This is a genomic window from Microbacterium sp. (assembly GCF_043427715.1).
GTDB lineage: Bacteria > Actinomycetota > Actinomycetes > Actinomycetales > Microbacteriaceae > Microbacterium.
Map to the genome: position 1 here is coordinate 1 of NZ_JBHWTD010000043.1, position 25194 is coordinate 25194.

The 25194-nt window shown below is 68.5% G+C and carries 26 protein-coding genes and 1 tRNA gene; 7 read left to right on the top strand and 20 right to left on the bottom strand.

The annotated features are described in order from the left end of the window. Positions 1-138: 138 nt before the first annotated feature. Positions 139-795 (bottom strand): phosphatase PAP2 family protein, encoded by a 657-nt coding sequence (locus tag ACHFGS_RS04630; protein ID WP_394280399.1) that lies wholly within the window; start codon positions 793-795, stop codon positions 139-141. Between the two features lie 161 nt (positions 796-956). Here ACHFGS_RS04630 and ACHFGS_RS04635 point away from each other — a divergent pair, with 161 nt between their 5' ends. Both ACHFGS_RS04635 and ACHFGS_RS04640 read left to right on the top strand, forming a co-directional pair. After that, entirely contained in the window at positions 957-1667 is a 711-nt protein-coding gene (locus ACHFGS_RS04635) for a DUF3105 domain-containing protein (protein WP_394280398.1), read from the top strand. Next, positions 1664-2350 (top strand): DUF305 domain-containing protein, encoded by a 687-nt coding sequence (locus tag ACHFGS_RS04640; RefSeq protein WP_394280397.1) that lies wholly within the window; start codon positions 1664-1666, stop codon positions 2348-2350. Before ACHFGS_RS04635 ends, ACHFGS_RS04640 begins: the two co-directional genes overlap by 4 nt. A gap of 67 nt (positions 2351-2417) precedes the next feature. Here the strand turns inward: ACHFGS_RS04640 and ACHFGS_RS04645 are convergent, their stop codons facing one another. The 3 genes from ACHFGS_RS04645 to ACHFGS_RS04655 all read right to left on the bottom strand — a co-directional run bounded on the left by ACHFGS_RS04645 (position 2418) and on the right by ACHFGS_RS04655 (position 5814). Further along, a complete protein-coding gene (locus ACHFGS_RS04645) occupies positions 2418-3350 on the bottom strand; it encodes a carbohydrate ABC transporter permease (protein ID WP_394280396.1) in 933 nt (310 codons plus the stop codon). Continuing rightward, positions 3350-4330, bottom strand: coding sequence for a carbohydrate ABC transporter permease (locus ACHFGS_RS04650; RefSeq protein WP_394280395.1), 981 nt, complete (start codon positions 4328-4330; stop codon positions 3350-3352). The genes ACHFGS_RS04645 and ACHFGS_RS04650 overlap by 1 nt, the downstream gene beginning before the upstream one ends. Before the next feature lie 122 nt (positions 4331-4452). Beyond that, positions 4453-5814 carry an ABC transporter substrate-binding protein gene (locus ACHFGS_RS04655; protein WP_394280394.1) on the bottom strand — a complete coding sequence of 454 codons (1362 nt, stop codon included), beginning with the start codon at positions 5812-5814 and terminating at the stop codon, positions 4453-4455. A 238-nt stretch (positions 5815-6052) separates the two neighbouring features. On the opposite strand from ACHFGS_RS04655, the gene ACHFGS_RS04660 reads away from it, so the two are divergent. After that, positions 6053-7102 carry a LacI family DNA-binding transcriptional regulator gene (locus ACHFGS_RS04660; RefSeq protein WP_394280393.1) on the top strand — a complete coding sequence of 350 codons (1050 nt, stop codon included), beginning with the start codon at positions 6053-6055 and terminating at the stop codon, positions 7100-7102. Positions 7103-7209: 107 nt separating this feature from the next. On the opposite strand, the gene rplL is transcribed toward ACHFGS_RS04660, so the two are convergent. The 3 genes from rplL to ACHFGS_RS04675 all read right to left on the bottom strand — a co-directional run bounded on the left by rplL (position 7210) and on the right by ACHFGS_RS04675 (position 9484). Further along, positions 7210-7593 carry a 50S ribosomal protein L7/L12 gene (gene rplL, locus ACHFGS_RS04665; protein ID WP_394280392.1) on the bottom strand — a complete coding sequence of 128 codons (384 nt, stop codon included), beginning with the start codon at positions 7591-7593 and terminating at the stop codon, positions 7210-7212. A gap of 51 nt (positions 7594-7644) precedes the next feature. Next, positions 7645-8133, bottom strand: a complete 489-nt coding sequence (gene rplJ / locus ACHFGS_RS04670; RefSeq protein ID WP_394280391.1) for a 50S ribosomal protein L10 — start codon at positions 8131-8133, stop codon at positions 7645-7647. A gap of 328 nt (positions 8134-8461) precedes the next feature. Then, positions 8462-9484, bottom strand: a complete 1023-nt coding sequence (locus ACHFGS_RS04675) for a hypothetical protein (protein ID WP_394279983.1) — start codon at positions 9482-9484, stop codon at positions 8462-8464. Between the two features lie 254 nt (positions 9485-9738). Between ACHFGS_RS04675 and ACHFGS_RS04680 the strand changes: the two genes are divergently transcribed. From ACHFGS_RS04680 to ACHFGS_RS04695, 4 genes are all read left to right on the top strand, one after another. Further along, the gene (locus ACHFGS_RS04680; protein WP_394279984.1) at positions 9739-10416 is read left to right on the top strand and encodes a YqaJ viral recombinase family protein; all 678 of its coding nucleotides are present in this window, start codon (positions 9739-9741) and stop codon (positions 10414-10416) included. Between the two features lie 141 nt (positions 10417-10557). Then, on the top strand, positions 10558-12231 hold the full coding sequence (locus ACHFGS_RS04685) for an MDR family MFS transporter (protein ID WP_394279985.1): 1674 nt from the start codon (positions 10558-10560) through the stop codon (positions 12229-12231). Next, a complete protein-coding gene (locus ACHFGS_RS04690; RefSeq protein WP_394279986.1) occupies positions 12224-12685 on the top strand; it encodes a MarR family winged helix-turn-helix transcriptional regulator in 462 nt (153 codons plus the stop codon). The genes ACHFGS_RS04685 and ACHFGS_RS04690 overlap by 8 nt, the downstream gene beginning before the upstream one ends. Positions 12686-12807: 122 nt before the next feature. After that, the gene (locus ACHFGS_RS04695) at positions 12808-13839 is read left to right on the top strand and encodes an NADP-dependent oxidoreductase (protein ID WP_394289215.1); all 1032 of its coding nucleotides are present in this window, start codon (positions 12808-12810) and stop codon (positions 13837-13839) included. A gap of 24 nt (positions 13840-13863) precedes the next feature. Here the strand turns inward: ACHFGS_RS04695 and ACHFGS_RS04700 are convergent, their stop codons facing one another. The 13 genes from ACHFGS_RS04700 to ACHFGS_RS04760 form a co-directional block, all read right to left on the bottom strand. Then, on the bottom strand, positions 13864-14652 hold the full coding sequence (locus ACHFGS_RS04700; protein ID WP_394289216.1) for an amino acid ABC transporter ATP-binding protein: 789 nt from the start codon (positions 14650-14652) through the stop codon (positions 13864-13866). Next, entirely contained in the window at positions 14639-15262 is a 624-nt protein-coding gene (locus ACHFGS_RS04705; RefSeq protein ID WP_394289222.1) for an amino acid ABC transporter permease, read from the bottom strand. Before ACHFGS_RS04705 ends, ACHFGS_RS04700 begins: the two co-directional genes overlap by 14 nt. A gap of 121 nt (positions 15263-15383) precedes the next feature. Continuing rightward, entirely contained in the window at positions 15384-16181 is a 798-nt protein-coding gene (locus ACHFGS_RS04710) for a transporter substrate-binding domain-containing protein (protein WP_394289217.1), read from the bottom strand. Positions 16182-16309: 128 nt separating this feature from the next. Then, entirely contained in the window at positions 16310-17350 is a 1041-nt protein-coding gene (locus ACHFGS_RS04715) for an NAD(P)H-dependent flavin oxidoreductase (protein ID WP_394289218.1), read from the bottom strand. Positions 17351-17435: 85 nt separating this feature from the next. Continuing rightward, the gene (gene rplA / locus ACHFGS_RS04720) at positions 17436-18125 is read right to left on the bottom strand and encodes a 50S ribosomal protein L1 (protein WP_394289219.1); all 690 of its coding nucleotides are present in this window, start codon (positions 18123-18125) and stop codon (positions 17436-17438) included. 10 nt (positions 18126-18135) lie between these two features. Beyond that, positions 18136-18567 (bottom strand): 50S ribosomal protein L11, encoded by a 432-nt coding sequence (rplK, locus tag ACHFGS_RS04725; protein ID WP_394278673.1) that lies wholly within the window; start codon positions 18565-18567, stop codon positions 18136-18138. 197 nt (positions 18568-18764) lie between these two features. After that, positions 18765-19772 (bottom strand): transcription termination/antitermination protein NusG, encoded by a 1008-nt coding sequence (nusG, locus tag ACHFGS_RS04730; RefSeq protein WP_394278672.1) that lies wholly within the window; start codon positions 19770-19772, stop codon positions 18765-18767. 73 nt (positions 19773-19845) lie between these two features. After that, complete coding sequence (secE, locus tag ACHFGS_RS04735; RefSeq protein ID WP_394289220.1) at positions 19846-20109, bottom strand: preprotein translocase subunit SecE; 264 nt, start codon at positions 20107-20109, stop codon at positions 19846-19848. A 44-nt stretch (positions 20110-20153) separates the two neighbouring features. Beyond that, positions 20154-20226, bottom strand: a tRNA-Trp gene (locus tag ACHFGS_RS04740). Positions 20227-20438: 212 nt separating this feature from the next. Further along, positions 20439-21803 (bottom strand): NAD-dependent succinate-semialdehyde dehydrogenase, encoded by a 1365-nt coding sequence (locus ACHFGS_RS04745; RefSeq protein ID WP_394278670.1) that lies wholly within the window; start codon positions 21801-21803, stop codon positions 20439-20441. Positions 21804-21823: 20 nt separating this feature from the next. Further along, a complete protein-coding gene (locus ACHFGS_RS04750; RefSeq protein WP_394278669.1) occupies positions 21824-23284 on the bottom strand; it encodes an NAD-dependent succinate-semialdehyde dehydrogenase in 1461 nt (486 codons plus the stop codon). Then, entirely contained in the window at positions 23281-24849 is a 1569-nt protein-coding gene (locus ACHFGS_RS04755; protein WP_394278668.1) for an APC family permease, read from the bottom strand. The genes ACHFGS_RS04750 and ACHFGS_RS04755 overlap by 4 nt, the downstream gene beginning before the upstream one ends. Continuing rightward, positions 24849-25194: universal stress protein (locus tag ACHFGS_RS04760; RefSeq protein WP_394289221.1), on the bottom strand; the 346-nt coding region annotated here is incomplete at its 5' end. The genes ACHFGS_RS04760 and ACHFGS_RS04755, both read right to left, overlap by 1 nt.

Consider the following 25194-nt stretch of genomic DNA (forward strand, 5'->3'; position numbering starts at 1 on the left):
CCCGCGCGGCCGCCGCGCGAGCCGCGGCGAGAGCGGCTTGCGCCTGTGCGAGTTTCAGTGCGGCTTCCGCCGCGGCGGCCTCCGCTTCGAGGCGGGCGAGTTCGGCGGCTGCGACATCATCGGGCGCGGTCATGTCGCTCAGCCTAGCGAGCGGCGCTTCTCCCGTTCGCGGGTCAGCGGCACCGTCATGACGGCCGCGACGATGAGCGTCGTCGCGATGCCGACGATAATCCCGCCCATGGTGTCGCTGAGCCAGTGCGCGTGCACCTGTGTGCGGCTGAACGCCATCAGCCCCGTCCACGCGAGACCCGCCAGCGCCACCCACACGCGCGGGAACAGGATGACCGCCACGGTCGCGATGACGGCGGCGTTGGCGGTGTGGCCCGACGGGTACGACCCGTGATCGGAGATCACCAGCATCTCCTCCGGACGCACCCGCGAGAAGATGCCCTTGAGCAGCTGCACCGTGAGCGCGCCGACGATGGATGCCGCGAGGAAGAACGCCGCACCCCACGGCCTGCGTGCGACCAGCAGCAGGAGCGCCGCAGCGACCAGCGGCACGATGTACGTGCCGACGACGCCCGCTCCCACCGTGTTCATGAAGAACGACAGGTCGCGGAAGCCGGGGAGGAAACCGGTGACATAGGAGTTCCACCAGCCGTCGAGATCGATGAGGTCGGATTCGGTCGTCGCCACGCCGATGCCGATCACGATCACGACGAGCAGCAGCGGAACCCCGATGATCGCCATCCGAAGTCCGATGCTGATCTCGTGGTCGCCCGCTGGTCTTCTCATGGTCACATCATCGGCGCCGCGCCCGTCTCACATGAACCCCTTGCCGGATGCCGCGACGTGTGGCACCCGTTCCGGCTCTTCCCAGGCCGGACTCACATGCCCGCGCATAGAATCGTCTGGACCGCGCGCAAGCGCCGCCCACCCGAGAACGAGATCAGCAGATGACCCCGAATCCTCCGTCCGGCAATCGTCAGAGCGGCAACCCCGCCAAGCAGGCCGAGATCAACCTCACCGTCAAGCAGCAGCGCGAGCAGCAGAAGCAACAGAAGCTCGCGGAGTACCAGCGTCAGCTCGCCAAGCGCCGCCGCACGAAGCTCACCTGGTGGATCGTCGGCGCCGCTGCTGCGATCGTCGTGATCGCCCTCGTCGTGGTGTCGGTCGTCCTCACACCGAAGCCCGTCCGCATGGAAGCCGGCGACGGCGACGGATCGGCGATCGCGGGCATCGAGACCTTCGAGCACTCCGCGACACACGTCGAGGGTGATGTCGACTACGAGCAGACCCCGCCCGCCGGCGGCGACCACAACGCCGCGTGGCTGAACTGCGGCGTGTACAGCGAGCCGGTCCCGAACATCCACGCCGTCCACTCCCTCGAGCACGGCGCCGTGTGGGTCACCTACGACCCCGCACAGGTCGACGACTCCGAGGTGTCGGCGCTGAAGGCTCAGCTGCCCTCGACGTACACGATCCTCTCCCCCTACGAGGACATGGACACCCCCATCGCGCTCAGCGCGTGGGACGCCCAGCTGAAGGTCGACTCGGCCGACGACGAGCGGATCGGCGAATTCCTCGAGGCCTACTGGCGCAACGTGAACGGCCCCGAGCCGGGGGCATCGTGCTCGGGCGCCGTCGAGGGCCCCGGCAAGCAGTGACGTCGGCGCAGGGCGACGAGACCGCGCGCACCCTCCCGCCGTGGTGGGTGGTGCTCCTCGTCGGGCTCGCGATAACCGGCGTCGCCTTTGCCATCGGTCGCTTCTCGACCTTCGGCAACGTCCCGGCCACCCCCGGTGACGCCTCCGCCGAAGCCGGCTTCGCCCGCGACATGCAGGTACACCACTCGCAGGCCATCGACATGGCGATGACCATGTACGCGAAGACCGACGATGAGCAGCTGCAGGCGCTCGCCTACGACATCGCCACCGGCCAGTCCGCCCAGCGCGGAGAGATGTTCGGCTGGCTCGTGCAGTGGGGGCTCCCGCAGTACGGCGAGCCGATGACGTGGATGAACGGCGCCGAGACCGGCGGCCACGACCACGGCGGGGCGACCGCCACGGACGATGAGACGATGACCGACGAGCAGATGCGCGAGGCCATGGGCATGGCATCCGAGGAGGAACTCGCCTCTCTGCGCGCCGCGACCGGCACCGAGGCGAGCTGCCAGTTCCTCGAGCTGATGATCCGCCACCACGAGGGCGCGATCCCCATGGTCGACGCGGTGCTCGAACTCGGCTCCGACGAGCGCACCCTGACCGTCGCCGGGAACATGAAGAAGGGGCAGATCTTCGAGATCGAGGCGATGACCGCGATGCAAGAGCGCTTCGGCTGCGAAGGCTGAGCCCGCATGACAACAAGAGGCGGATGCCGGTTCCCCACCGGCATCCGCCTCTGTCGTTCTCGGTCGATCAGCCCTTCGTCGAACCTGCCAGCAGGCCTCGCACGAAGTACCGCTGCAGACCGAAGAACACGATCAGCGGCACGATGAGCGAGATGAACGCGCCCGCCGGGAGCAGGTGCGTGTTGCGACCGAAGTTGCCGACCATCTCGGCCAGGCGCTGCGTGAGCGGTGCGACGTCGATCGTGCCACCGGAGAACACGAGCGCCACGAGCAGGTCGTTCCACACCCACAGGAACTGGAAGATGGCGATGCTCGCGAGCGCCGGAACCGACAGCGGCAGGATGATGCGCAGGAAGATCTGCGTGTGCCCCGCGCCGTCGACGCGCGCCGCCTCGATGACCTCTCCCGGGATCTCCGAGATGAAGTTGTGGAGGAGGAACGTCACCAGCGGCAGGCCGAAGATCGTGTGCGCGATCCAGACCGCAGGGAAGGTGCCGCTGATGCCGAGGTTCTGAGAGAAGATCTGCAGCAGCGGGATCAGCGCCATCTGCAGCGGCACGATCTGCAGCGCGAAGATGACGATGAACAGCACCGACGCCCCGCGGAACCGGATCCACGCGAGGGCGTAGGCCGCCATCGCACCGATCGCGATCGGGAACAGTGCCGACGGGATCGCGATCACCAGCGAGTTCACGAAGTACGAACCGAGGTTCGCGCTGGAGGCTCCCGAGACGAACAGCACCTCGGCGTAGTTCTCGAGGGTGAAGTTCGGGCTCGTGAAGATGTTCCACCAGCCCGACGAGCGGATGTCGTCGGCGGGGCGGAACGAGCTCACCAGCAGACCGAAGGTCGGGATCGTCCAGATGATCGCGATGACCAGGGCTGCGGCGGTCGCCCACCGCGAAGTGAGCCGCTGCTTGACACGACGGGTCTTGCTCGGCTCCGTCATCGCATCATTGCGAGGGTCGGTGGCCGGGGCCGTGGTGGGTGCCACGCTCATCACCGCACCTCCTTCTGCTTGCGCATCACGCGGATGTTGTAGATCACGATCGGCAGGACCATCACGAACAGGACGAGCGCGAGGGCCGAGCCCTTGCCGAACTCGCCGCGGTTGAACGCCTGCGTGTACATCTCGTTCGCGATGACGGAGGTGTTGAAGTTGCCGCCGGTCATGGCGCGGACGATGTCGAACACCTTCAGCGTCGCGATCGTGATCGTCGTGACGACCACGACGAGGGTGCCGCGGATCGAGGGCACCGTCACGTTGGTGAACTGCTGCCACGCGTTCGCACCGTCCAGGCGTGCCGCCTCGAGGTGCTCGACGGGCACCGCCTTGATGGCCGCGGACAGCAGCACCATGGCGAAACCGGTCTGGATCCAGATCATCACGATGATGAGGAAGATGTTGTTCATCGGCGAGTTGATGAGCCACTGCTGCGGCTCGCCTCCCAGCCAGACGACGATCTGGTTCAGGATGCCGATCTGCTCGAAGCCCTCGGCACGGTACTCGTACACGAACCGCCAGATGATGCCGGCGCCGACGAACGAGATCGCCATCGGCAGGAAGACGAGGGACTTGAGGACCTTCTCCCCCGCCGACTTGTCGATGAACACGGCGTAGGCGAGGCCCACGACCGTGGAGATGGTCGGAACGAGGACCGTCCACAGCAGGGTGTTGCCGAGGGTGACGAGGATGTCGGGCTGCGTGAACATCCACACGAAGTTCTCGAGCCCGATGAACTCGCCGGTGCGGTTGGTGAACGCGAGATACCCCGTTCGGATGGCGGGGTAGACAAGACCTACGGCCAGGAGCACGAGCGCCGGCAGCAGGAAGACGAGGAGTTGGATGATGTCGCGCCCCTTCTTGGGGGCACGGTCGGCGAGGAACAGGACGAGACCGACGACCGCGGCGAACGCGGCCAGACCGATGACGAGGACCCCGAGCTTCTCCCAGAGGTCGACCCAGAAGTCAACGCGCATGGTCGTTCACCTCCGACGCGAGCAGGACCGGCATTGGCACTTCCCTTTCGTGGTGTCCGCAGTGCCGCCTCGGCGGGTGCCCGGAGAACCGGACACCCGCCGAGGTCAGCGTGCTGTGTGTCTTACGGGTACGTGCTGTCGATGTACTCGACGAGCTCGTCGGTGTCGATCGTGCCGACCACCCAGTCGTTCATGCCGGTCCAGAACGAGCTGGTGCCGACAGCGGCGGGCATGAGGTCGGAGCCGTCGAACGCGAAGACCGTGTCCTCCGCCTGCAGGATCTCGATCGCGGCGCGACCGAGCTCGCTGCCGGCCAGCTCCGGGTCGAGACCCTTGTTGGCGCTGATCACGCCACCGAGCTCGACGCGCAGGTTCGCCCAGGTGTCGCTCGACATGAAGGTCTGGACGGCGTCGACCGCCTCGCCCTCGACGAACTTCGCCACGAACTCGCCACCACCGGTGACGGCGTCGCCGGCAGCGGCGTCGGTCTTCGGGGTCAGGAACGCCCAGATGTCGCCATCGGGTGCGACCGTGGTGCCCTCGGGCCACTGCGCCTCGTAGAACGATGCCTGGTGGTGCATCGAGCAGTTGCCGTCGAGGATCGGCAGACCACCGTCGTTGAACGTGGTCGAGACGATCGATTCGACACCGCCGAAGCCACCGTTGACGTAGTCCTCGTTGAGGAGGATCTCGCCGACGGCGTCGAACGCCTGGCGGATCTCGGGGTCGGCGAACTTCAGCTCACCGGCGACCCACTGGTTGTACGCCTCGGGTCCGGCCATGCGCAGGACGAGGTCCTCCACCCAGTCGGTTCCCGGCCAGCCGGTGGCGTCACCGGAGCCGAAGCCGACACACCACGGCTTGTAGGTCTGCGAGTCGCTCTCCGAGGCGAGCTGCTCGGTGATGTCCATGAGCTCGTCCCACGTCTCGGGGACTTCGATGCCCTTGTCGGCGAACTCGGTCGGCGAGTACCAGATCCAGCCCTTCACGCTCGCCATGAGCGGCGCGGAGTAGAAGGTGCCGTCGACGGAGCCGTAGCCCTTCCAGGACTCCGACCAGAACTCGTCGACGTTGTCCTCGACGCTCGACGCGGCCGGCAGCACGTAGCCGTCGGCGACCAGGCGCTGCAGGAGGCCCGGCTGCGGGATGATCATCAGCTCGGGCGCGTCACCGGCGGCGGCGCGCACGTTGATCTGCGTCTCCGCCTCCTGGGTGCCGACGACATCGACCTGGATGCCGGTGCAGGACGAGAAAGCGTCGAAGGTGGTGACCATGTCGTCGAGCTCGACGCCCTGGATGGTCGTGTAGACCTCGACGGTCTCGCCCTCGTGGGTGCCGTACGCCTCGTAGTCGGCGCAGTCCGCGTCGCCCGGTTCGGGTGCGGCCTCGCCGCCTCCGCCGTTGCTGCACGCGGCCAGTGCGAGTGCTGCGACTCCCAGTGTCGCGATGGCGAGGCCGGCGCGGCCCCGTCGCACATGCTTCATGTGATCCTCCTCGTTGAGTGGTACAGGAACCGGATTCCGGGTCGTCGGGTGACAACACTCTGGAACCGCTTCCAACACACCGTAGGGGAAATCCGACGTATGACACAATCAGAATCACGGAGGGTCCGCTCTCCGTGATCAATCCGATATCGAAGCGGATGCCACGCCGCCCACAACCGGTTCCATTCGGCATCCGCTCACGGTGGTCTCCACGCGTTCAGAGAGGAACGTGCGTCACATGGTGGGCATCTCCGACGTCGCCGCGCAGGCCGGCGTCTCCAAGGCCACGGCGAGCCGTGCGCTCAGCGGGAGCGGCTCGGTGTCGGCCAGCACCCGCGAACGTGTGCGCGCGGCCGCCGTCGAGCTCGGCTACGTGCCGTCGACGAGCGCGGTCAGCCTGGCGACCGGACGCACCCGCAACATCGGCGTCGTCATGCCGCACGTGAACCGCTGGTTCTTCGCCGAGGTCCTCGAGGGCATCCAGGTCGCCCTGCTCGAGCGGGGACTCGATCTCACGCTGTACGACGCGACCCCCGGCAGCGCCACTCGGCGACTCGTCTTCGAGGAGTTCCTCGCCCGCAAACGCTTCGACGGACTCATCGCCGTGGGGCTCGAGCCCGCCGAGAGCGAGCTCGAGCGGCTCATCGCGCTCGGGAAGCCGGTCGTGAGCGTCATCGGCACGCAGCGCCGCACGAGCGTCGTGACCCTCGACGATGAGCACGCGGCGGTGCTGGCGACCGCCCACCTGGTCTCCCTCGGGCACCGCCGGATCGCATTCCTCGGTGGGAGTCCCGGCACGCACTGGCCTCACGTGGAGGTCGCTCGCTACGCCGGGTACGAGGCCGAGATGACGCGGGCGGGCCTCGGCGACGCGCTGATGCGCGTCCCGGCCGAGCTCTCCATGCCCGCGGGCTACGCGGCCGCCGTCGACCTGCTCGGCGACCCTACCGTCCGCCCCACCGGCATCGTCGCGGCGTGCGACGAGGTCGCGATCGGTGCGATCATCGCCGCGCGGCGGCTCGGCATCCTGGTCCCCTCCGCGCTGAGCGTGGTGGGCATCGACGACCACGTCCATGCGGAGATGTTCTCGCTCACGACGCTGCGTCAGGTGCCGCACGAGCACGGACGCGCCGCCGTCGAACTGCTGATGCGCCACCTCGAAGACCCGGACGCGGAGCCGGTCGCGCTGAGCGTGAAGCCGCGTCTGGTCGTGCGCGGCTCGACCGCGCCGGTGGCGGGGCGTCACTCTGCCGGGGCGATGGACGGCGGGCTGTCGCCGGAGCGCTGAGCGCCGACACCGTGCGCGGACGCGGATGCGGGGGATGCGGCATCCCGGGCATGACGAAAGGCCCCGGATGCCGGAGCATCCGAGGCCTTTCGACGAAGGGATTCGCCTTACTTGACGGTGACCGTCGCGCCAGCAGCCTCGAGGGACTCCTTGGCCTTGTCTGCGGTCTCCTTGTTCGCGCCCTCGAGGACGGCCTTGGGAGCGCCGTCGACGACAGCCTTGGCCTCGCCGAGGCCGAGCGAGGTGAGCTCGCGGACGACCTTGATGACCTGGATCTTCTTGTCGCCGGCAGCCTCGAGGATGACGTCGAAGGAGTCCTTCTCCTCCTCGGCCTCAGCGGCACCAGCACCACCAGCAGCGCCGGCAACGGCGACGGGGGCGGCAGCGGTGACCTCGAACTTCTCCTCGAACGCCTTCACGAACTCGCTGAGCTCGACGAGGGTGAGGCCGGCGAACTGCTCGAGCAGCTCCTCGGTGGAAAGCTTCGCCATGATGTATCTCCTAGATAGATGGGGGTTTGTGGGGGTGAGGACGCTGCTCGCTTACGCGGCGTCAGCGGTCTCCAGCTTTTCGCGAAGCGCGTCGATGGTGGCCGCAGCCTTGCCCATCGTCGCCTTCATCATGCCCGCAGCCTTCGCCAGCAGAACCTCACGGCTCTCGAGCGAGGCGTACTTGTTGACCTCGTCGGCAGTGAGGGCGTTGCCCTCGAAGATGCCGCCCTTGATCACCAGAAGCGGGTTGGCCTTGGCGAAGTCACGCAGGGCCTTCGCGGTGGCGACGAAGTCGCCGTGCACGAATGCGACGGCCGAGGGACCCTTGAGGTCCTCGTCCAGCGCCGTGATCCCCGCGTTGTTCGCGGCGATCTTGGTCAGCGTGTTCTTCACCACGGCGTAGTTCGCGTCCTGACGGATGCTGCTGCGCAGCTGCTTGAGCTGTGCAACCGTCAGACCGCGGTACTCGGTCAGCAGTACGGCGTTCGAGTTCTCGAAGTTCTTCGTGAGCTCGGCGACCGATGCATCCTTCTGCGCCATGGTCACTCCTTGATGTGTACGAGACGCTCCGCGGAGGCGGGGCGTCGGCCGTGACAGTCCCCCGCAATGAGAAAAGCTCCGACGCAAGCGCACGGAGCTTCGGCCCGGATTCCCGGAAGTTCGTACACCTGCGTGGGCCCCTGCACTGCAGAGCTTCGATCGATGTGCTCGCGCACGCCGATGACCGACGGTCTTTGGCTTGGTCCCAAGCATACGCCGCCCGCCCCACCCCCGCCAAATCCGGGTGGGTCCGGGGGCGCGCTGTGGCCGCGTGGCCGCCCGCCGCCACACCACCCGCGAGAGCGCTTGTTGTTACCGAGAGCGCTGGTTATTGACCGGCCAGAAGGGGCCGTCTCGGCAAGAAGAGACGCTTTCGCGTCGTGGGAAGGGCGATGCGGAAGGCGCGCAGGCGGGCGGCCAGCGCGTCGGGGGTGGCGACATCGGCGCTCGCGCAGCGCAGCACGCGCTTGTCGGTGACCCCTCGCACCCAGTCCTCGCGGTGCTTCTCGGCGAGGAGGATGCCATCGAGCGGCCGGCCGGCGGTGAGCGCGGCATCCACGTACTTTCCCTGCCCATCGCATTCGATGAACGCACCGGCGCCAGGGATCTCGAGGTCCATCCAGAAGGAGCCTCCGGGAGACGGCACCTCGACCTGCAGGCCGGGCTGACTGAAACCCAGACGTCGCAGCTGCAGCTTCGTCACCGATTCCAGGGGAAGCTCCGATCGGCCGTCGATCAGCGTGACGAGGTCGCGCGCGGCGCGGACGCCCCGTCCGCCGGCGTTCGCCTTGATCCGCTCGCCTACTGCGTCACGGAACCCCTCGGCGAGCGCTTCGTCGTACCGGCGCGGCGGACCGGCGATGCTCCGGAGGGCGGCATCGGCGGCAGCGACCGCGACCTCAAGGCCGGCGACGCAGAGGAGGTCATGGACCGTGCGCTCGAGACTCGTGCAGAGGTGCCCGCCGACGGCCACGACATCGGCGTCGGCGAGCGCGCTCCGATGCCTCCCGATGGCCGAGCCGCTGTGCCTCCCGGCAGCCGGTTCGAGGGTATGCACTCGCTCCACCCGGAGGCGGTGGAGCGGCAGACCATGAAGGGCCGCCGCCGAGGTGAGGGAGAAGATCGGTGGCGCCGCGGCATCCGCTGCGACGGCCGCGATGTGAACACGGTGCTGGGATTCGGGCCAGAGGTCCCGCCACAGCGGACCGTCGCAGTACCAGCCGCGGCGCACCCTAACCAGGGCGCCTTCACGGAGAGTCTGGTCGACGTCGCGCCTCGTGAACCCCGCGAGCAGAAGGTCGTCGCGCCGTCGCAGGACGCCTGTGGCGGCGATGATGTCGAGATCGTGCATCTCCCGAGCGTGCCTGCGGCTCTCCCCTCCCGCGTTCCCCCTTCTTCATCGGTGGGGACATCGCGCGGGGAACGAGGAGGGGAGGAAGCGCGAGAGCGCGCCTTCGGTTCGAAAGCGACACGGGATGCCACGCAAAACGCGACGCTCTCGGCACGGAAGCACGCTCTCGCGCGCAGCGCGGCGGGCAAGCGAGGGATGCCGCAGCTCGGCGGGTCCTGGATCCCGATGCGGGACGTGCGACGTAGGCTTTTCGGGTGACCCCCGAACTCGCCGCCCGCATCGTCGCGGACAGCCGCGATCGGGTGGCGTGGATGCGCGCGCGGTCCCGCGGGATCACCGCGACGGACGTCGCCGGACTCACGAGCGAGAAGTCGATCGCGCGCGCCGCGGAGGCCAAGCTCAACGGGTCGGGTTTCAGCGGAAACGCCTACACGGACCACGGCCGCCGTCGTGAACCGGAGATCGCCGCCTGGGTGGCCGCGACCCACGGCATCCGCCCGTCGTCTGCGCTCTTCCACGCAGAGATCGAGAAGCGCCATCTCGCGACGCCCGACGGGATCATGGTGGACGCGTCGGGGCGGGTCGTGCTCGCCGAGATCAAGACCACCAACAAGTCGTGGCGCACCATTCCCCGCACGTACCTGCGTCAGGTCTGGTGGCAGCAGCACGTGCTCGGGGCGGAGCGCACCCTCGTCGTGTGGGAGGAGCACCAGGACTTCGTGCCGCTCCGCGACGAGCCGCGGTGCGCGTGGATCGAGCGGGACGAGACCGAGATCCGGTCCCTCGTGCGCTTGGCCACGGCCCTCATCGACGAGCTGTACCACCGCACGACCGGACTCACCCCTCCGGTGCGCGAGCAGGCGCCTCCCGCGAGCAAGCGCGATCAGCTCCGCGAGCGCGACATCTTCCGCGCGCTCGCCCTCGCCGACTGATCGGCGCACCCCTCCGGCCGCGCGCACGGCCGGGCGCTGTCGCGCGCCAGGAACCGCCGAGAAAGGTTGACTCTCGTCAAACATCACCTATAGTTGACTCATCTCAACTTTTGACTTCAGTCAACCACTTGCAGGAGCCGCATGACCACCTCCACCCCCCAGGCCGCCCCCCGGCGTGTCCTCGCCGCCCTCTCCGGACTCCTCCTCGGCATGTTCGTGTCGATGATCGCCTCGACGGTCGTCTCGACCTCGCTGCCCGTCATCATCCACGACCTCGAAGGCGATCAGAGCGCCTTCACCTGGGTCGTCACGGCCACCCTGCTCACCACGGCGATTTCGACGCCCATCTGGGGCAAGCTTGCCGACCTGGTCAACCGGAAGGTGCTCTACCAGATCGCCCTGGTCATCTTCGTACTCGCCACCGCCGCGGCCGGCTTCGCGCAGGACCCCGGCACCCTGATCGCCTTCCGCGCCGCGCAGGGCCTCGGCGCGGGCGGACTCGCCGCCCTCAGCCAGGTGCTCATGGCCGACATCATCAGCCCGCGCGAACGCGGCCGCTACATGGGGCTGTTCGGTGCCGTCATGGCCGTCGCCACCGTCGGCGGCCCGCTCCTCGGCGGCGTCATCACGGACGCCTTCGGATGGCGCTGGAACTTCTTCGTGTCCCTCCCCATCGCCGTCGCGGCGTTGATCATGGTGCAGCGGACCCTCCCCCACTCGACCCGCAGCGAGAAGAAGGTGCGGATCGACTACCTGGGCATCGTCCTCCTCTCGACGGCCGTGTCGCTCCTGCTCATCTGGGTGACCAGCGCCGGGTCGAGCTTCGACTGGTGGGGTGTGGAGACGATGCTCATGGTCGGCGGCGCCATCGTGGCGGCCATCCTCTTCGTGGTCGTGGAGTTCCGCTCCGCCGAGCCGCTCGTCCCACTGACGCTCTTCCGCGACCGGACCTTCACGCTGTCGGTCATCGCCTCCATCGCCACCGGCATCGCGATGTTCGGCGCGTCGGTCTTCCTCGGCCAGTACATGCAGATGGCTCGGGGTGCGACGCCTACGGAGGCGGGCCTGATGACGATCCCCATGATCGCGGGCCTTCTGCTGGCATCCGTCGGCGTCGGTGCGCTGATCACGCGATTCGGCCACTGGAAGCCCTACCTCATCGTGGGAAGCATCCTGCTGACCGCCGGGGCGGTGCTCCTGTCGACGATCCACTACGACACCGATTTCTTCCTCGTCTCCGTCTACATGTTCCTGCTGGGTGCGGGCGTCGGCATGACCATGCAGAACCTCGTTTTGGCCGTGCAGAACACGGCGAAGCCGAGCGAGATCGGCGTCGCGAGCTCGGGCGTGACCTTCTTCCGAAGCCTCGGCGGCACCGTCGGCGTCTCGGTGATGGGCGCCGCCCTCGCCACGCGCGTCACCGACCTTTTCACCGACTCGCGGGAGCGGATCGGCGCCGTCCTCGCCGGGATGGGGGCGGAGGGTCAGACGTGGGCCGAGCAGCTGCAGTCCGGCACGCTTCCGCAGGTCTCGACCATGCCCGAGTCGCTGCGCGTGATCGTCGAGGACATCTACGCGCAGGGCATCTCATCGGCGTTCCTCATCGCCGTGCCCTTCGCCGTCATCAGTATCATCGCGATCGTGTTCCTGCCCAACGCCCCCCTGAGCCGGATGACGACGGCCGAGCGGCGTCACGCGTCCGAGGCGGATCTGGCGACCGTCTCGGTCCCCGAGGGCATGGATGCCGTGACGGCGACCGGCTCGGTCCGCGTCGTCGAGGCTACGTCGCACCGTACGATGGACGACCGTGACTGAGCCTGTCGACGCGGATCGGATGGCCGCGGTGAGGGGGCTCGAGGACGAGTTTTCGAGCCTCATCGCGATCTTCCGCAAGGCGATCATGGAGAACGCCGAGCGGGTCAGCCCGGGGATGCTGCCAGGGGCATACAAGGTGTTCACCACCATCGCCCGCCACGACGGCATCACCCTCTCGTCGCTGGCCGAGACGCTGATGGCCGATAAGGGGCAGATGAGCCGCACCGTGCGGGAGCTGGAGGAGCTCGGGCTCGTGGAGCGCACAGCCGATCCCACCGATAAGCGCTCGAGCCTGCTGTCCGCCACGACGACGGGGCGTGAGCGCCTCGCCGCGGCGCGCGCACCGCGTGAGCACGCGTTGGCGAGCGCCCTCGAGGACTGGAAGATCTCCGACATCCAGAACCTCTCGCGGCTGCTGCACGCCCTCTCGCACGGGACCGACCCGACCGCGTGAGCGGGGATTCTCCCTCTGGTAGCACCGGTGTAACACCCTGGAGACAATTCCGCGGTTGACTGGTGCGCACACCGAGCATCTGCGCGGCCGACGTCGACCGGCGCAAGGAACAGGAGCGACCGATGCGATTCCGGCCGTTGCGATCCGCAGCATCCGCCTCTCCCGAGAAGGTCGACGTCGCGGCGCCGCCCAGCTCTATGCGTGCCGTCGTGTACGACGGACCCGGTCCCGCCGATGCCCTCCGGGAAGAGCGGATGCCGGTGCCGCAGCCGGCCATGAGCGAGCTGCTCGTGCGGGTGGTCGCGGCGGGGATGAACCCCATCGACGCGAAGACCCGCGGCGGACGCGGCGTGACCGGCGCGATCCCCTCGTACCCGACGACGCTGGGCTTCGACTTCAGCGGCGTGGTCGTGAAGAGTCCGTTCGAGGCGCATCCGCTGCAGCCCGGCGAGCAGGTCTTCGGGATGGTCCCCTTCCCGCGATCGGGCGGTTCGTACGCGGAGTACGTCGTGGTGCCGACCCTGTCGGTCGCGCGCAAACCCGCGGCGCTGTCGCACGTCGAGGCGGCGGGCGTCCCGCTGGCTGCCCTGACGGCCTGGGGGCTCGTCGTCGAGACCGCGCACGCGCACGAGGGCCAGAGGGTGCTCATTCACGCCGGCTCTGGCGGCGTGGGCCATTTCGCGGTGCAGCTGGCGGCGTACTTCGGCGCACACGTCACCGCGACGGGCTCCGAGCGGAACCTTCCCTGGCTCCGCGAGCTCGGCGCCTCGGTCGTCGTCGACTACGCGACGACGAGGTTCGAGGACGTCGTCGGAGAGATGGACGTCGTGATCGACCTCATCGGCAACACCCACGACGACACCGGCACCCGCTCGCTCGATGTCCTGCGGCCCGGAGGGCTCTACATCATGGTGCCCACCGGCGCCTGGCCCGACTATGCCGCCGCGGCCGCGGCCGCAGGAGTCCGAGCGACGACGTACAAGGTCGTCCCCGACGGCGCGGTCCTCGCCACCCTCGCTCGGCTCCTCGAGTCGGGCGCGATCCAGGTCTACATCGACCAGGTATTCGACCTGTCGGAGGCGGCGCAGGCCCATCGTGAGCTGGAGCGCGGGCATTCGCGGGGAAAGCTCGTCCTCAGCATCGGCGGGGCCTGACCGTCCGATCGGCGCGCGGCGACCTCACTCCTCGAGCGGTCGCAGCAGACGGTCGAGGAAGCGGCGCGTGCGCTCGCTGCGAGGCGCCGCGAAGATCTCGGTGGGGTGCCCGCGCTCGACGACGACACCCTCGTCGAAGAAGACCACCTGGTCGGCGACCTGACGGGCGAACCCGAGTTCGTGCGTGACGATCACCATTGTCCAGCCCTCATCAGCGAGCTCCTTCAGGACGAGAAGCACCTCCCCCACGAGTTCCGGGTCCAGCGCACTGGTCGGCTCGTCGAACAGCAGCAGGTCGGGCCGCAGCGCGAGGGCGCGGACGATGCCGACGCGCTGCTGCTGACCACCGGACAGCTCGTGCGGCAGGGCGTCGCGCTTCTCGGCGAGCCCGACCCGTTCGAGCAGCCGCTCGGCCTCGGCGATCGCGGTCTCCTTCGCGATGCCGCGCGCGTGCACCGGCCCCTCGATCACGTTCTGCAGCACCGTCAGGTGCGGGAAGAGGTTGTGGTGCTGGAAGACCATCGCCGAGCGGTCGCGCAGTGCCCCGCGGTCGGCTTTGGCGGCCCGAGCGGATGCCGCGGGCGCCGAGAAGTCGTGACGCTGACCGTCCGCGAACGCCACGACACCGGCATCCGGGGTCTCGAGGCCGTTGAGACAGCGGAGCACGGTGGTCTTGCCGGAACCGCTGGGCCCGATGAGGCACGTGACCGACCCGGCGGGGACGGCGAAGTCGACGCCGTCGAGGACGCGATTCGCGCCGAAGGACTTGGTGAGGCCGGTGACCTCGAGAAGAGGTGCGTCAGTGGGCAACACGGCGATCGAGCCTCCGTTCGATGCGATCCTGGCCGATCGAGAGGACCAGGCAGAACAGCCAGTAGATGACGGCCGCCTCGATGTAGATGATCATGAATTCGTAGCTGAACGCGGCGATGTTCTGCGCGACGCGGAAGAGCTCGGTGACGGTGATCGTCGCGACCAGCGAGGTGTCCTTCACGAGGGAGATGAAGGTGTTCGACAGCGGCGGGACGGAGACCCGTGCCGCCTGCGGCAGGATGATGCGGCGAAGGGCGGTCGCCCGCGACAGGCCGACGGTGAACGCCGCCTCCCACTGTCCCTTCGGGACCGACAGGATCGCGGCGCGGATCACCTCGGCCGCGTAGCCGCCCACGTTCAGCGACAGCGCGATGATCGCCGCGGGGAATTCCTCGATGCGCACGCCCACCTGCGGGAGCCCGTAGAAGACGATGAAGATCTGGACCAGCAGCGGCGTGCCGCGGATGGCCGAGATGTACACGCGGGCGATGCCCGACAGCACGCGGCTGCCCGAGATCCGCATCAACGCGGCGGCGACCGCGAGGAACAGGCCGATCGCGAACGAGACCAGCGCGAGCGGCATCGTCACAGCGAGCCCGGCGCTGAGCATGGGCCAGAAGGAGGTGACGATCAGTTGCCACGTCTCGGCGTCCACCGGCATCCTTTCGCTGAACGGGGAACGGGCTCGGCGCGCGTGCGGTCACGCTGCGCCGAGCCCGCGGGGGCCGGTGTCACTCGGTGACGTCGGCTCCGAAGTACTTCTCGCTGATCTCGGCGAGGGTTCCATCTTCGCGCAGCTCGGCGAGTGCGCCGTCGATCGCCTCGATGAGAGCGGTCTTGTCCTTCGTCGCGGCGATGGCGCTGCGGGCGGGGTCCGTCTCGGCGGCGATCTTCAGGCCGGTCGGGCCATTGGTCTTCTCGTAGTCGAGGAAGGTGAGCTTGTCGTTGACGGTCGCGTCGACGCGGTCCTGGCGCAGCAGCTCGACGGCCTGCGCCCAGCCCTCGATCGGGGTCACGTCGGCGCCGGCCTCCTCGGCGAGCTCGTAGAAGTTGCTCGTCAGCGACTGAGCGGTCTTCTTGCCGTCGAGGTCGTCGAAGCTCGAGATCGAGTCGTCGTCCTCCTTGACCACCACGACGCTGGGCGAGACGGTGTACGCCTCGCTGAAGAGGTACTTCTCCTCGCGCTCGGGGTTGATCGAGACCTGGTTGGCGATGACGTCGAAACGGCCGGCGTCGAGACCGGCGAAGATGCCGTCCCACTGCGTCTCGGCGAACTCGATCTCGAGGTCGAGCTTCTCGGCGACGGCCTCGATGATCTCGACGTCGAAGCCGACCAGTTCGCCGGTCTCGTCGTGGAAGGTGAACGGACGATAGGTGCCCTCGGTCGCCACGGTGAGCGTGCCGGCCTTGACCAGGCCCAGGTCGTCTCCGCCCGCGGCATCCGGTTCAGAGGTGCCGGCGGCGCAGCCGGTGAGGGCGAGAGCGGCGGTCAGGACGAGGGCGCCGAGAGCGGCGGGGCGACGGGACATGAGTCTCCTTGGTAAGGGGCGTGGTGCGGGTCGCGGGCGGCGTGTGGCCGAGCGACCCCCTAGTACAACACGCAGCTCGCCGGGTTCTTCCCGGTGTGTCCGACTGTTTCGAGCGAGACTGCGACGGCTCAGCGCGGCAGGCCGGCGATGAGCTCGGTGAGGACGGCGGCGGCATCGTCGTGCACGGCAAGTGCGGCCGCCTGCCCTGCCCACAGCGACGAGAGGTCGGGGTCACCGCCGGCCGCGGCGCGGAACACCCCGGTGAGCCAGTTCTGTGCGGGGAACGGGGCGATCGCACCGAGCGCCTCGATCTCGCGGATCGCCCGATTCGGGATGCCGCGGGCCAGTCGGCCGCTCATCGCCCGCGTCAGCACGGTGTCGGTGTCGCGCGCGCGGCTGATCGCCTCACGGTGACCGTCCGACGCGGCCGACTGCCGCGTGCGCAGGAAGGCGGTGCCCACCTGTACGCCTTGCGCGCCCAGAGCGAGCGCGGCCGCCACACCCCGACGGTCGGCCACTCCCCCGGCCGCAATGACGGGCACGTCGACCGCATCGACGACCTGCGGCACCAGGGCGAAGGTCCCCACGAGCGAGTCCTCGGGGCGCGCTCGGAAAGTGACCCGGTGCCCGGCCGCCTCGCTGCCACTGGCAACGATCGCGTCGACACCGCCGTCCGCCAGCGCTACGGCCTCCGCGACGGACGTCGCGGTGCCGATCACCCGGATGCCGCGCCGATGCGCCTCGTCGACGACATCGACCGGCGGCACGCCGAACACCACGCTGAGCGCGGCGGGCGCGGCATCCCACACGGCATCGAGCTGCTCCTCCAGGGGCGGCAGGAATCGGGAGGGCGGTTCGGGCGGCTCGACGCCCGCCGCGCGGAACAGCGACGCGAGCGCGTCGCGCGTGGGCACGATGTCGGCTTCGGCGGGCGTCACCTCGTCGCCCGTCGGCAGCCACAGGTTCAGCGCGAAGGGGCGGGCTGTCGCCGCACGCAGCAGGTCCACGGTCTCGCGGATGCGCGTCGCGTCGTACCCGTAGAGCCCGAAGGATCCGAGGCCGCCCCCATCGCTGACCGCCGCGGTCAGCGCGACGGACGAGAGCCCGCCGAACGGTCCCAGGACGATGGGCACCTCGATGCCGAGGAGGTCGGTCAGGCTACGGGTCATGGTCCGACGGTACCCGGCTTGGGGATCCCGGGGATGACGAAGGGGCCCCACCCGAAGGTGGAGCCCCTTGCTGTCAGTGCGCGACTCAGACGAGAGCGTTGACGTCCAGCGGGATGCCGGGACCGAACGTGGTCGAGATGGCGCCCTTCTGGATGTAACGGCCCTTCGAGCTCGACGGCTTCAGACGGACGATCTCCTCGACAGCGGCGGTGAAGTTCTCGTTGAGCTGCTCAGCCGAGAACGACGCCTTGCCGACGACGAAGTGGACGTTCGCGTGCTTGTCGACGCGGAACTCGATCTTTCCGCCCTTGATCTCCTCGACGGCCTTGGCCGGGTTGGGGGTCACGGTGCCGGTCTTGGGGTTCGGCATGAGGCCGCGGGGTCCGAGGACCTTACCGAGACGACCGACCTGGCCCATGAGCTCGGGCGTCGAGACGGCCGAGTCGAACGCGGTGTAGCCCGCGGCGACCTTCTCGATGAGCTCGGCGCCGCCGACCTCATCTGCGCCGGCCGCGAGAGCGGCTTCGGCGGCGGGGCCGGTCGCGAACACGATGACGCGAGCGGTCTTGCCGGTGCCGTGGGGCAGGATGACCGTGCCGCGGACCATCTGGTCCGCCTTGCGCGGGTCGACGGCAAGCTTCAGCGCGACCTCGACGGTCGAGTCGAACTTCTTCGAGCCGGTCTCCTTCGCGAGGGCGACTGCCTCGGCGGAGGTGTAGAACGTGTCGCGGTCGATCTTCGCCGCAGCTGCTTCGTAAACCTTGGACTTAGCCATGATGTTCCCCTCAGCCCTCGACCGTGATGCCCATGGAGCGGGCGGTGCCGGCGATGATCAGCGAGGCGGCCTCGATGTCGTTCGCGTTCAGGTCGGGCATCTTCGTCTCAGCGATCTGACGGACCTGCTCCTTGGTCAGCTTGGCGACCTTCGTGGTGTGCGGGGTCGACGAGCCCTTGGCGACGCCGGCAGCCTTCTTGATCAGCTCGGCGGCAGGCGGGGTCTTCAGGATGAACGTGAAGCTGCGGTCCTCGTAGACGGTGATCTCCACGGGGATGACGTTGCCGCGCTGCGACTCGGTCGCGGCGTTGTACGCCTTGCAGAACTCCATGATGTTGACGCCATGCTGACCGAGCGCGGGGCCGATCGGCGGCGCCGGGTTGGCTGCACCGGCGTTGATCTGAAGCTTGATCAGGCCGGTCACCTTCTTCTTCGGTGCCATTCCTCTTCCTTTCACGAGCGGGGTGGATGCCCCGTTCTCCCGCGGTCCCGGCGGTTCCGGGTAGCGGTGTCCGTTTCCGTGCGCGCAGAAGCGGCACACAAACCACACAAGTCTACCGCATCGCGGCATCCTCCGGCGAATGGCGAAGGCCCCGCCGGAGCGGGGCCTTCGTCGTGCCTCTTACTGCACTGTGCCTGCTACTGCTTTGTGACCTGGTCGAAGCTGAGCTCGACGGGGGTCTCACGCTCGAAGAGCGAGACGAGGACGGTGAGCTTGCCGCTCTCCGGCTTGATCTCGGAGATCGATCCGGGGAGCCCGGCGAACGAGCCCTCCTTGATCGTGATGGTCTCGCCGATCTCGAAGTCGACCTCGGTGACGACGGCGCGTGCCTGGGTTGCGGAGCCCTTCGCGGCGCCAGCCTTGGCGGGCGCGGTCTCCTTGACTTCGACGAGCGACTTCAGCATGTTGAAGGCCTCCTCGAACCGCAGCGGCGTCGGGTTGTGGGCGTTGCCCACGAAGCCGGTCACACCCGGGGTGTGGCGGACGACCGACCAGGTGTCCTCGTTGAGCTCCATGCGAACGAGCACGTAGCCGGGGATCCGGACGCGCGTGACCATCTTGCGCTGGCCGTTCTTGATCTCGACGACGTCCTCCATGGGGACCTCGACCTGGTAGATGTCGTCCTCGACCTCGAGCGTGGACTTGCGCTGCTCGATGTTGGCCTTCACCTTGCGCTCGAAGCCGGCGTAGGAGTGGATGACGTACCACTTGCCCTCGAGCGAGCGGAGCTCCTGGCGGAAGGCCTCGTACGGGTCGTCGGATGCCGCGCCCTCGTCGTCGCCGAGTTCGGGACCGTCGTAGGGGGTGACCTCATCGGCTGCGTCGGCGGCGCGCTCGGCCTGTTCGTCGGCGAGCGACTCGGTGAGCACCTCGGCGGCGGCCTCGGCCTCGGAGGCCTCGTCGATCTCGAGCGCGTCGTTGACGACGGCGTCGGCTTCGGGGTCCTCGATCACGACGTCCTCCTCATCGGTGGGCATGTCCTCGACATCGACGTCAGCGTCCTCGATGTGCAGCGCAGCGTGCTCGGGAGCCTCGGCGGAACGCTCCTGGTCAGCCAGGACGTTGCCTTCCTGCGCCTCGTCGTCCTCGCTGGACTGCTCGGCCGCGGTCGACCAGTCGGCGTCGTCGACATATCTTTCAGACACTTGATTCACTTCCCTCAGGGATTGGGGTCCGGGTTCAACGCCGCCTGTCGTCCAGGCGAACGGTGCGGGCCCGTTACGCCGGGATGCCGAAGACGATGTCGACGATCCAGGTGAACAGGAGGTCGAGACCATACACGAACGCCATCACCACGACGACGAACGCCAGGACGACGCCGGTGAACTTGAGGAGCTCCTGACGCGTCGGGGTGACGACCTTCTTGAGCTCCGCGAACACCTGACGGATGAAGAGGGCGATCCGCTGGAAGAAGTTGAGCTTCTTCTCACGGGTGGCGCCGCTTGCTGCGACGACCTCGCCGTTCGGCTCATCCTGGACCATTCAACCCACCTGTTGCTCGGTTCGAGTCAGCTGACGCTGACACGCAGGGCGGACAGGAATCGAACCTGCAACCTGCGGTTTTGGAGACCGCTGCTCTGCCAATTGAGCTACCGCCCTAAGGTCTTTCGACCCGGGAATCCGCATCTTCCGTGAACCCTTGGGCATGGCGAAAGAATGCAGACTACTGCGTCGTCCAGTGTACGTCATGGCCGGGGGCGGCGCGAACCGCCCCCGGTTGCGACGCTCGCCGGGCGGCGCGAGAAGCCCCTGTCGGCGCGAGAAACCATCCCCACGGTGATTTCTCGCGCCGGAGTGGTTTCTCGACGCGGTCAGCCGATGCGGACGAGCTTCTTGTTGACGAACTCGTCGGCGGCCAGCAGGCCCAGCTCGCGGCCGGTGCCGCTGCGCTTGATGCCGCCGAAGGGCAGGCCCGGCTCGTCGGCGAGGACGAGGTTCACGTAGACCATGCCGGCTTCGATGCGGTCGGCCACGCGCGCCGCCTGCGCGTCATCCGTCGTGAAGACGTACGACCCGAGCCCGAAGGGCGTGTCGTTGGCCAGGGCGACCGCCTCGTCCTCGTCGGCCACGCGGTAGACCACACCGGCGGGGCCGAAGAGCTCCTCGCGGTACACGTCCATGTCCTTCGTGACACCCGTGAGGACCGTCGGGGTGAAGAACGCCCCGTCGCGGGTGCCGCCGGTCGCGACCGTGGCGCCCTGCGCCACGGCGCCCTTGATCTGCTCCTCGAGGCGCTCCGCCGCCGCCACCGACGACAGCGGGCCGAGGACGGTGTCGCTGCTCAGCGGGTCTCCCACGGTCGCGGCCGACATCTTCGCGACGAACAGCTCGACGAACTCGTCGTACAGGTCGTCGACGATGATGAAGCGCTTCGCACCGTTGCAGGACTGGCCCGTGTTGTCGAGGCGCGCGTCGACGGCCGACTGCGCGACCGCGTCGAGGTCGTCCGCCGACAGCACGATGAACGGGTCGGACCCGCCGAGCTCGAGCGCGACCTTCTTGAGGTTGCGGCCGGCGATCTCGGCGACCGCCGCGCCGGCGCGCTCGGAACCGGTCACCGAGGCGCCGTGGATGCGAGGGTCGGCGATCACGTCGGCGGCCTGGTCGTTGGTGAGGTACACGTTCGTGTACGCACCCTCGGGGAAGCCCGCATCGCGGTACAGCGTCTCGATCGCAGCGGACGACTCGGGGCACTGCGGCGCGTGCTTGAGCAGGATCGTGTTGCCGATCGCCAGGTTCGGCGCGGCGAAGCGGGCGACCTGGTAGTACGGGAAGTTCCACGGCATGATGCCCAGCAGCGCCCCCAGCGGAGCCTTGCGGATCACCGCGGTGCCCTCGCCGTCGATGGGGACCGGCGCGTCGGCGGTGATCTCCTCGATGTGATCGGCGTAGTACTCGGTGATGTCGGCCGCGAAGTCGACCTCACCCAGGGCGCCGTCGATCTGCTTGCCCATCTCGCGCACGATGATCGCGGCGAGCTCGTCGCGACGCTCCCGGTGCAGCTCGGCGACGCGGCGCAGCAGCGCGGCGCGCTCGGCGGGGGTGGAGGTGCGCCCCCACCCCTTGGCGGCGGCGTCGGCGGCGGTGATGGCCTCCTGCACCTCGGCATCGGTCGCGGTCGGGTAGGTCGCGAGGGTCTCCCCGGTGGCGGGGTTGACGACGGTGTAGTCGCTCATGGTGCTCCGATCTCCCCCGCTCAGGCGGGGATCAGGGTGTACTTGACGCTGAGGTACTCGTTGATTCCTTCGAGGCCGCCCTCGCGGCCCACGCCGGACTGCTTGACGCCGCCGAAGGGTGCGGCGGCGTTCGAGACGACACCGACGTTCAGCCCCATCATGCCGGTCTCGAGCTGGTCGATCATCCGGTGGCCGCGGGCGAGGTCCTGCGTGAAGACGTAGGAGACCAGACCGTACTCGGTGTCGTTGGCCAGGCGCACGGCCTCGGCCTCGTCCGTGAAGGTGGTGATCGCCAGCACGGGGCCGAAGATCTCCTCGCGGAGGATCGCACTGCCGGGGACGACACCGTCGACGACGGTGGGCTCGTAGAACGTGCCGGGGCCGTCGAGGGCCTGGCCGCCGACGAGCACGGTCGCGCCGCGCTCCACGGCATCCGTCACCAGCTCCTGCGCCTTCGCGACGGCGCGGTCGTCGATGAGGGGTCCGATCTGGACGCCCTCCTCGGTGCCGCGGCCGACCTTCATGGCGCCGACCTTCTCGGCGATGCGGCGGCCGAACTCGGCGGCGACCGACTCGTGCACGATGAAGCGGTTCGCGGCGGTGCAGGCCTGGCCGATGTTGCGGAACTTCGCCAGCAGCGCTCCTTCGACCGCCTTGTCGAGGTCGGCGTCCTCGAACACCACGAACGGGGCGTTGCCGCCGAGTTCCATCGAAACGCGCAGCACACCCTCGGCGGCCTGCGAGATGAGCTTCTGCCCGACGCCGGTGGAGCCGGTGAATGAGAGCTTCCGCAGGCGCGGGTCGGAGATGATCGGCCCCGATACCGAGCTCGACGACGAGGTCGTGACGACGTTGACGACACCGGAGGGCAGGCCCGCCTCCACCAGCAGCGTCGTGAAGAAGAGGGTCGTCAGCGGCGTGAGCTCGGGGGGCTTGATCACGACGGTGCACCCGGCGGCGAGCGCGGGCGCGATCTTGCGGGTCGCCATCGCGAACGGGAAGTTCCACGGCGTGATGAAGAACGACGGGCCGACGGGGCGCTGCGAGATGACCATGCGTCCGGTGCCCTCGGGGTTCAGCCCGTACCGACCCGAGATCCGCACCGCCTCCTCGCTGAACCAGCGCAGGAACTCGCCGCCGTAGACGACCTCCCCGCGCGCCTCGGCGAGCGGCTTGCCCATCTCGAGGGTCATCAGCAGCGCGAGGTCCTCCTTGTGCGCCTGCACGAGGTCGAACGCCCGGCGCAGGATGTCGCTGCGCTCGCGGGGAGCGGTGGCGGCCCAGGCCTCCTGCGCGGCGACAGCGGCGTCGAGGGCGCGGATGCCGTCTGCGGGCGACGCGTCCGCGATCTCGCGGATGACGTCACCGGTCGCAGGGTCGCGCACGACCAGGGTGCGGGAGCCTTCGGCATCCGTCCACTGTCCGCCGATGAAGAGCTGTGTGGGGACGCGGCCGAGGAGTTCCTGCTCGCGGGAAGTCATCGCTGAGTCTCGCTTTCTGCGCGGAGGGTCCGCGCGCTGGGGGGTGCGTCGGTGGTCAGGGTCTCGCCGCGGAAGAACGCGGGCCGCTTGATCGACTGCCAGATCATGACGCCGATGCCGACGACGATGATCAGGATGCCGAGGACGAAGACGATCCCCACTCCGCCGACGTTCGCGCCCGAACCGTAGGCCGGGTCCATCGAGTCGATGAGGGTCGTGACGAACAGGATCGCCAGGATGATGCCACCGATGAGCGGGAACAGGAAGGTGAAGAACACGTTCCGCACCGAGTCGAACCACTGGCGACGGAAGTACCAGACGCACGCGAACGCGGTGATGCCGTAGTAGAAGCAGATCATCATGCCGAGCGTGAGGATCGTGTCCCACAGGGTGTTCTCGCTGACCACGCGCATGACGGCGTAGAAGGCGGATGCCACGATCGCCGAGACCACGGTGGCGTAGCCGGGGGTGAAGAAGCGCGGGCTGACCTTCGCGAACGCGGGCGGCAGCGCGCCGTAGTGCCCCATTGCGAGGAGAGTGCGTGCCGGGCCGACGAAGGTCGACTGCAGCGACGACGCGGAACTGGTGAGCACCGCGAGCGACACGAGGAAGGCGAGCGGGCCGAGCACCGGGTCGGACAGGAAGAAGAACACGTTCGCCTGGATCTCTTCGTTGCCGAGACCCAGCTCGCCCGTGCCGACACCGGCGAACATGATCATGGCGACCGAGAGCAGCAGGTAGAGCGAGACGATCGTGAGGACGGTGACGGTGGCCGCGCGGCCCGGGGTCTTCTCGGGGTCCTTGGTCTCCTCGTTCATGGTGAGGGTGACGTCCCATCCCCAGAAGATGAAGATCGACAGCGACAGGCCGGCGGCCAGGGCGCTGAAGGATTCGATCGCGAACGGGTTGAACCAGGCGATGTCGAACGGCTGATAGTCGAAGCCGCCGCCGCCGACGGCCTGCGCGATCGCGACGACCGAGAACAGCACGAGCACCGCGAGCTGGAAGGTCACCAGGACGTACTGCAGCTTCTGCGTCGTCTGCATGTCGCGGTAGGAGATGTAGGTCGCGCCGAGCATGAACAGCAGGCACACCGCGATGTTGATCCACACCTCGAACGCGAGGTCGGCGATGGCCGCATCTCCGGTGATCTGCGAGATGAGGAGGAAGAGGAATTCGACCGCGACGCCGGCGAGGTTCGAGAGCACGAGGATCGTCGCGACGACGAGACCCCACCCGGCCATCCACCCCACCCAGGGGCCGAAGGCGCGCGCGGCCCACGTGAAGGACGTGCCCGCGTCGGGCATGCGGTTGTTGAGCTCGCGGTAGCCGAAGGCCACGAGGAGCATCGGGATGAAGCCGACGAGGATGATCGCCGGGATCTGCGCGCCGACCTCGGATGCGGTGGGGCCGACGGCGGCCGTGAAGGTGTAGGCGGGGGCGATGCACGAGATGCCGATCACGACGGCGCCGATCAGACCGACGGTGCCGGCGCTCAGGCCCTTCGTCGAGATTCCGGTCGTGACGCCGGATGCGGGCTCCGTCGCCCGGTTGGTGCTGCTCATCAGCGGTCTCCTGCTTCATCGCGGGTACGCGGGACGACGATCATGGGGACGGGCAGCTCGTGCAGCATCTTCGCCGCCGTGGAGCCCAGGAAGAGTCGGCGCGGCTGCGCCAGCCGGCTGGAGCCGACGAGCACGACCTCACCGGGGAGCCAGGAGAGCCCGGCGACGGCGTCCTCCACCGTCTCGCCGGGGGCCTCCTCGACGACGGCGCCGAGACCGTCCGGCAGCCGCTCGGCGGCCACGGCCAGCACCTTGTGCGCGTGCTCGCTGCCGGCGAGGCGGATGGCGCCGGTGTCGAGCCCCGGCGGCACGTCGAACGGAACGAGGGACACCAGGCGCAGACAG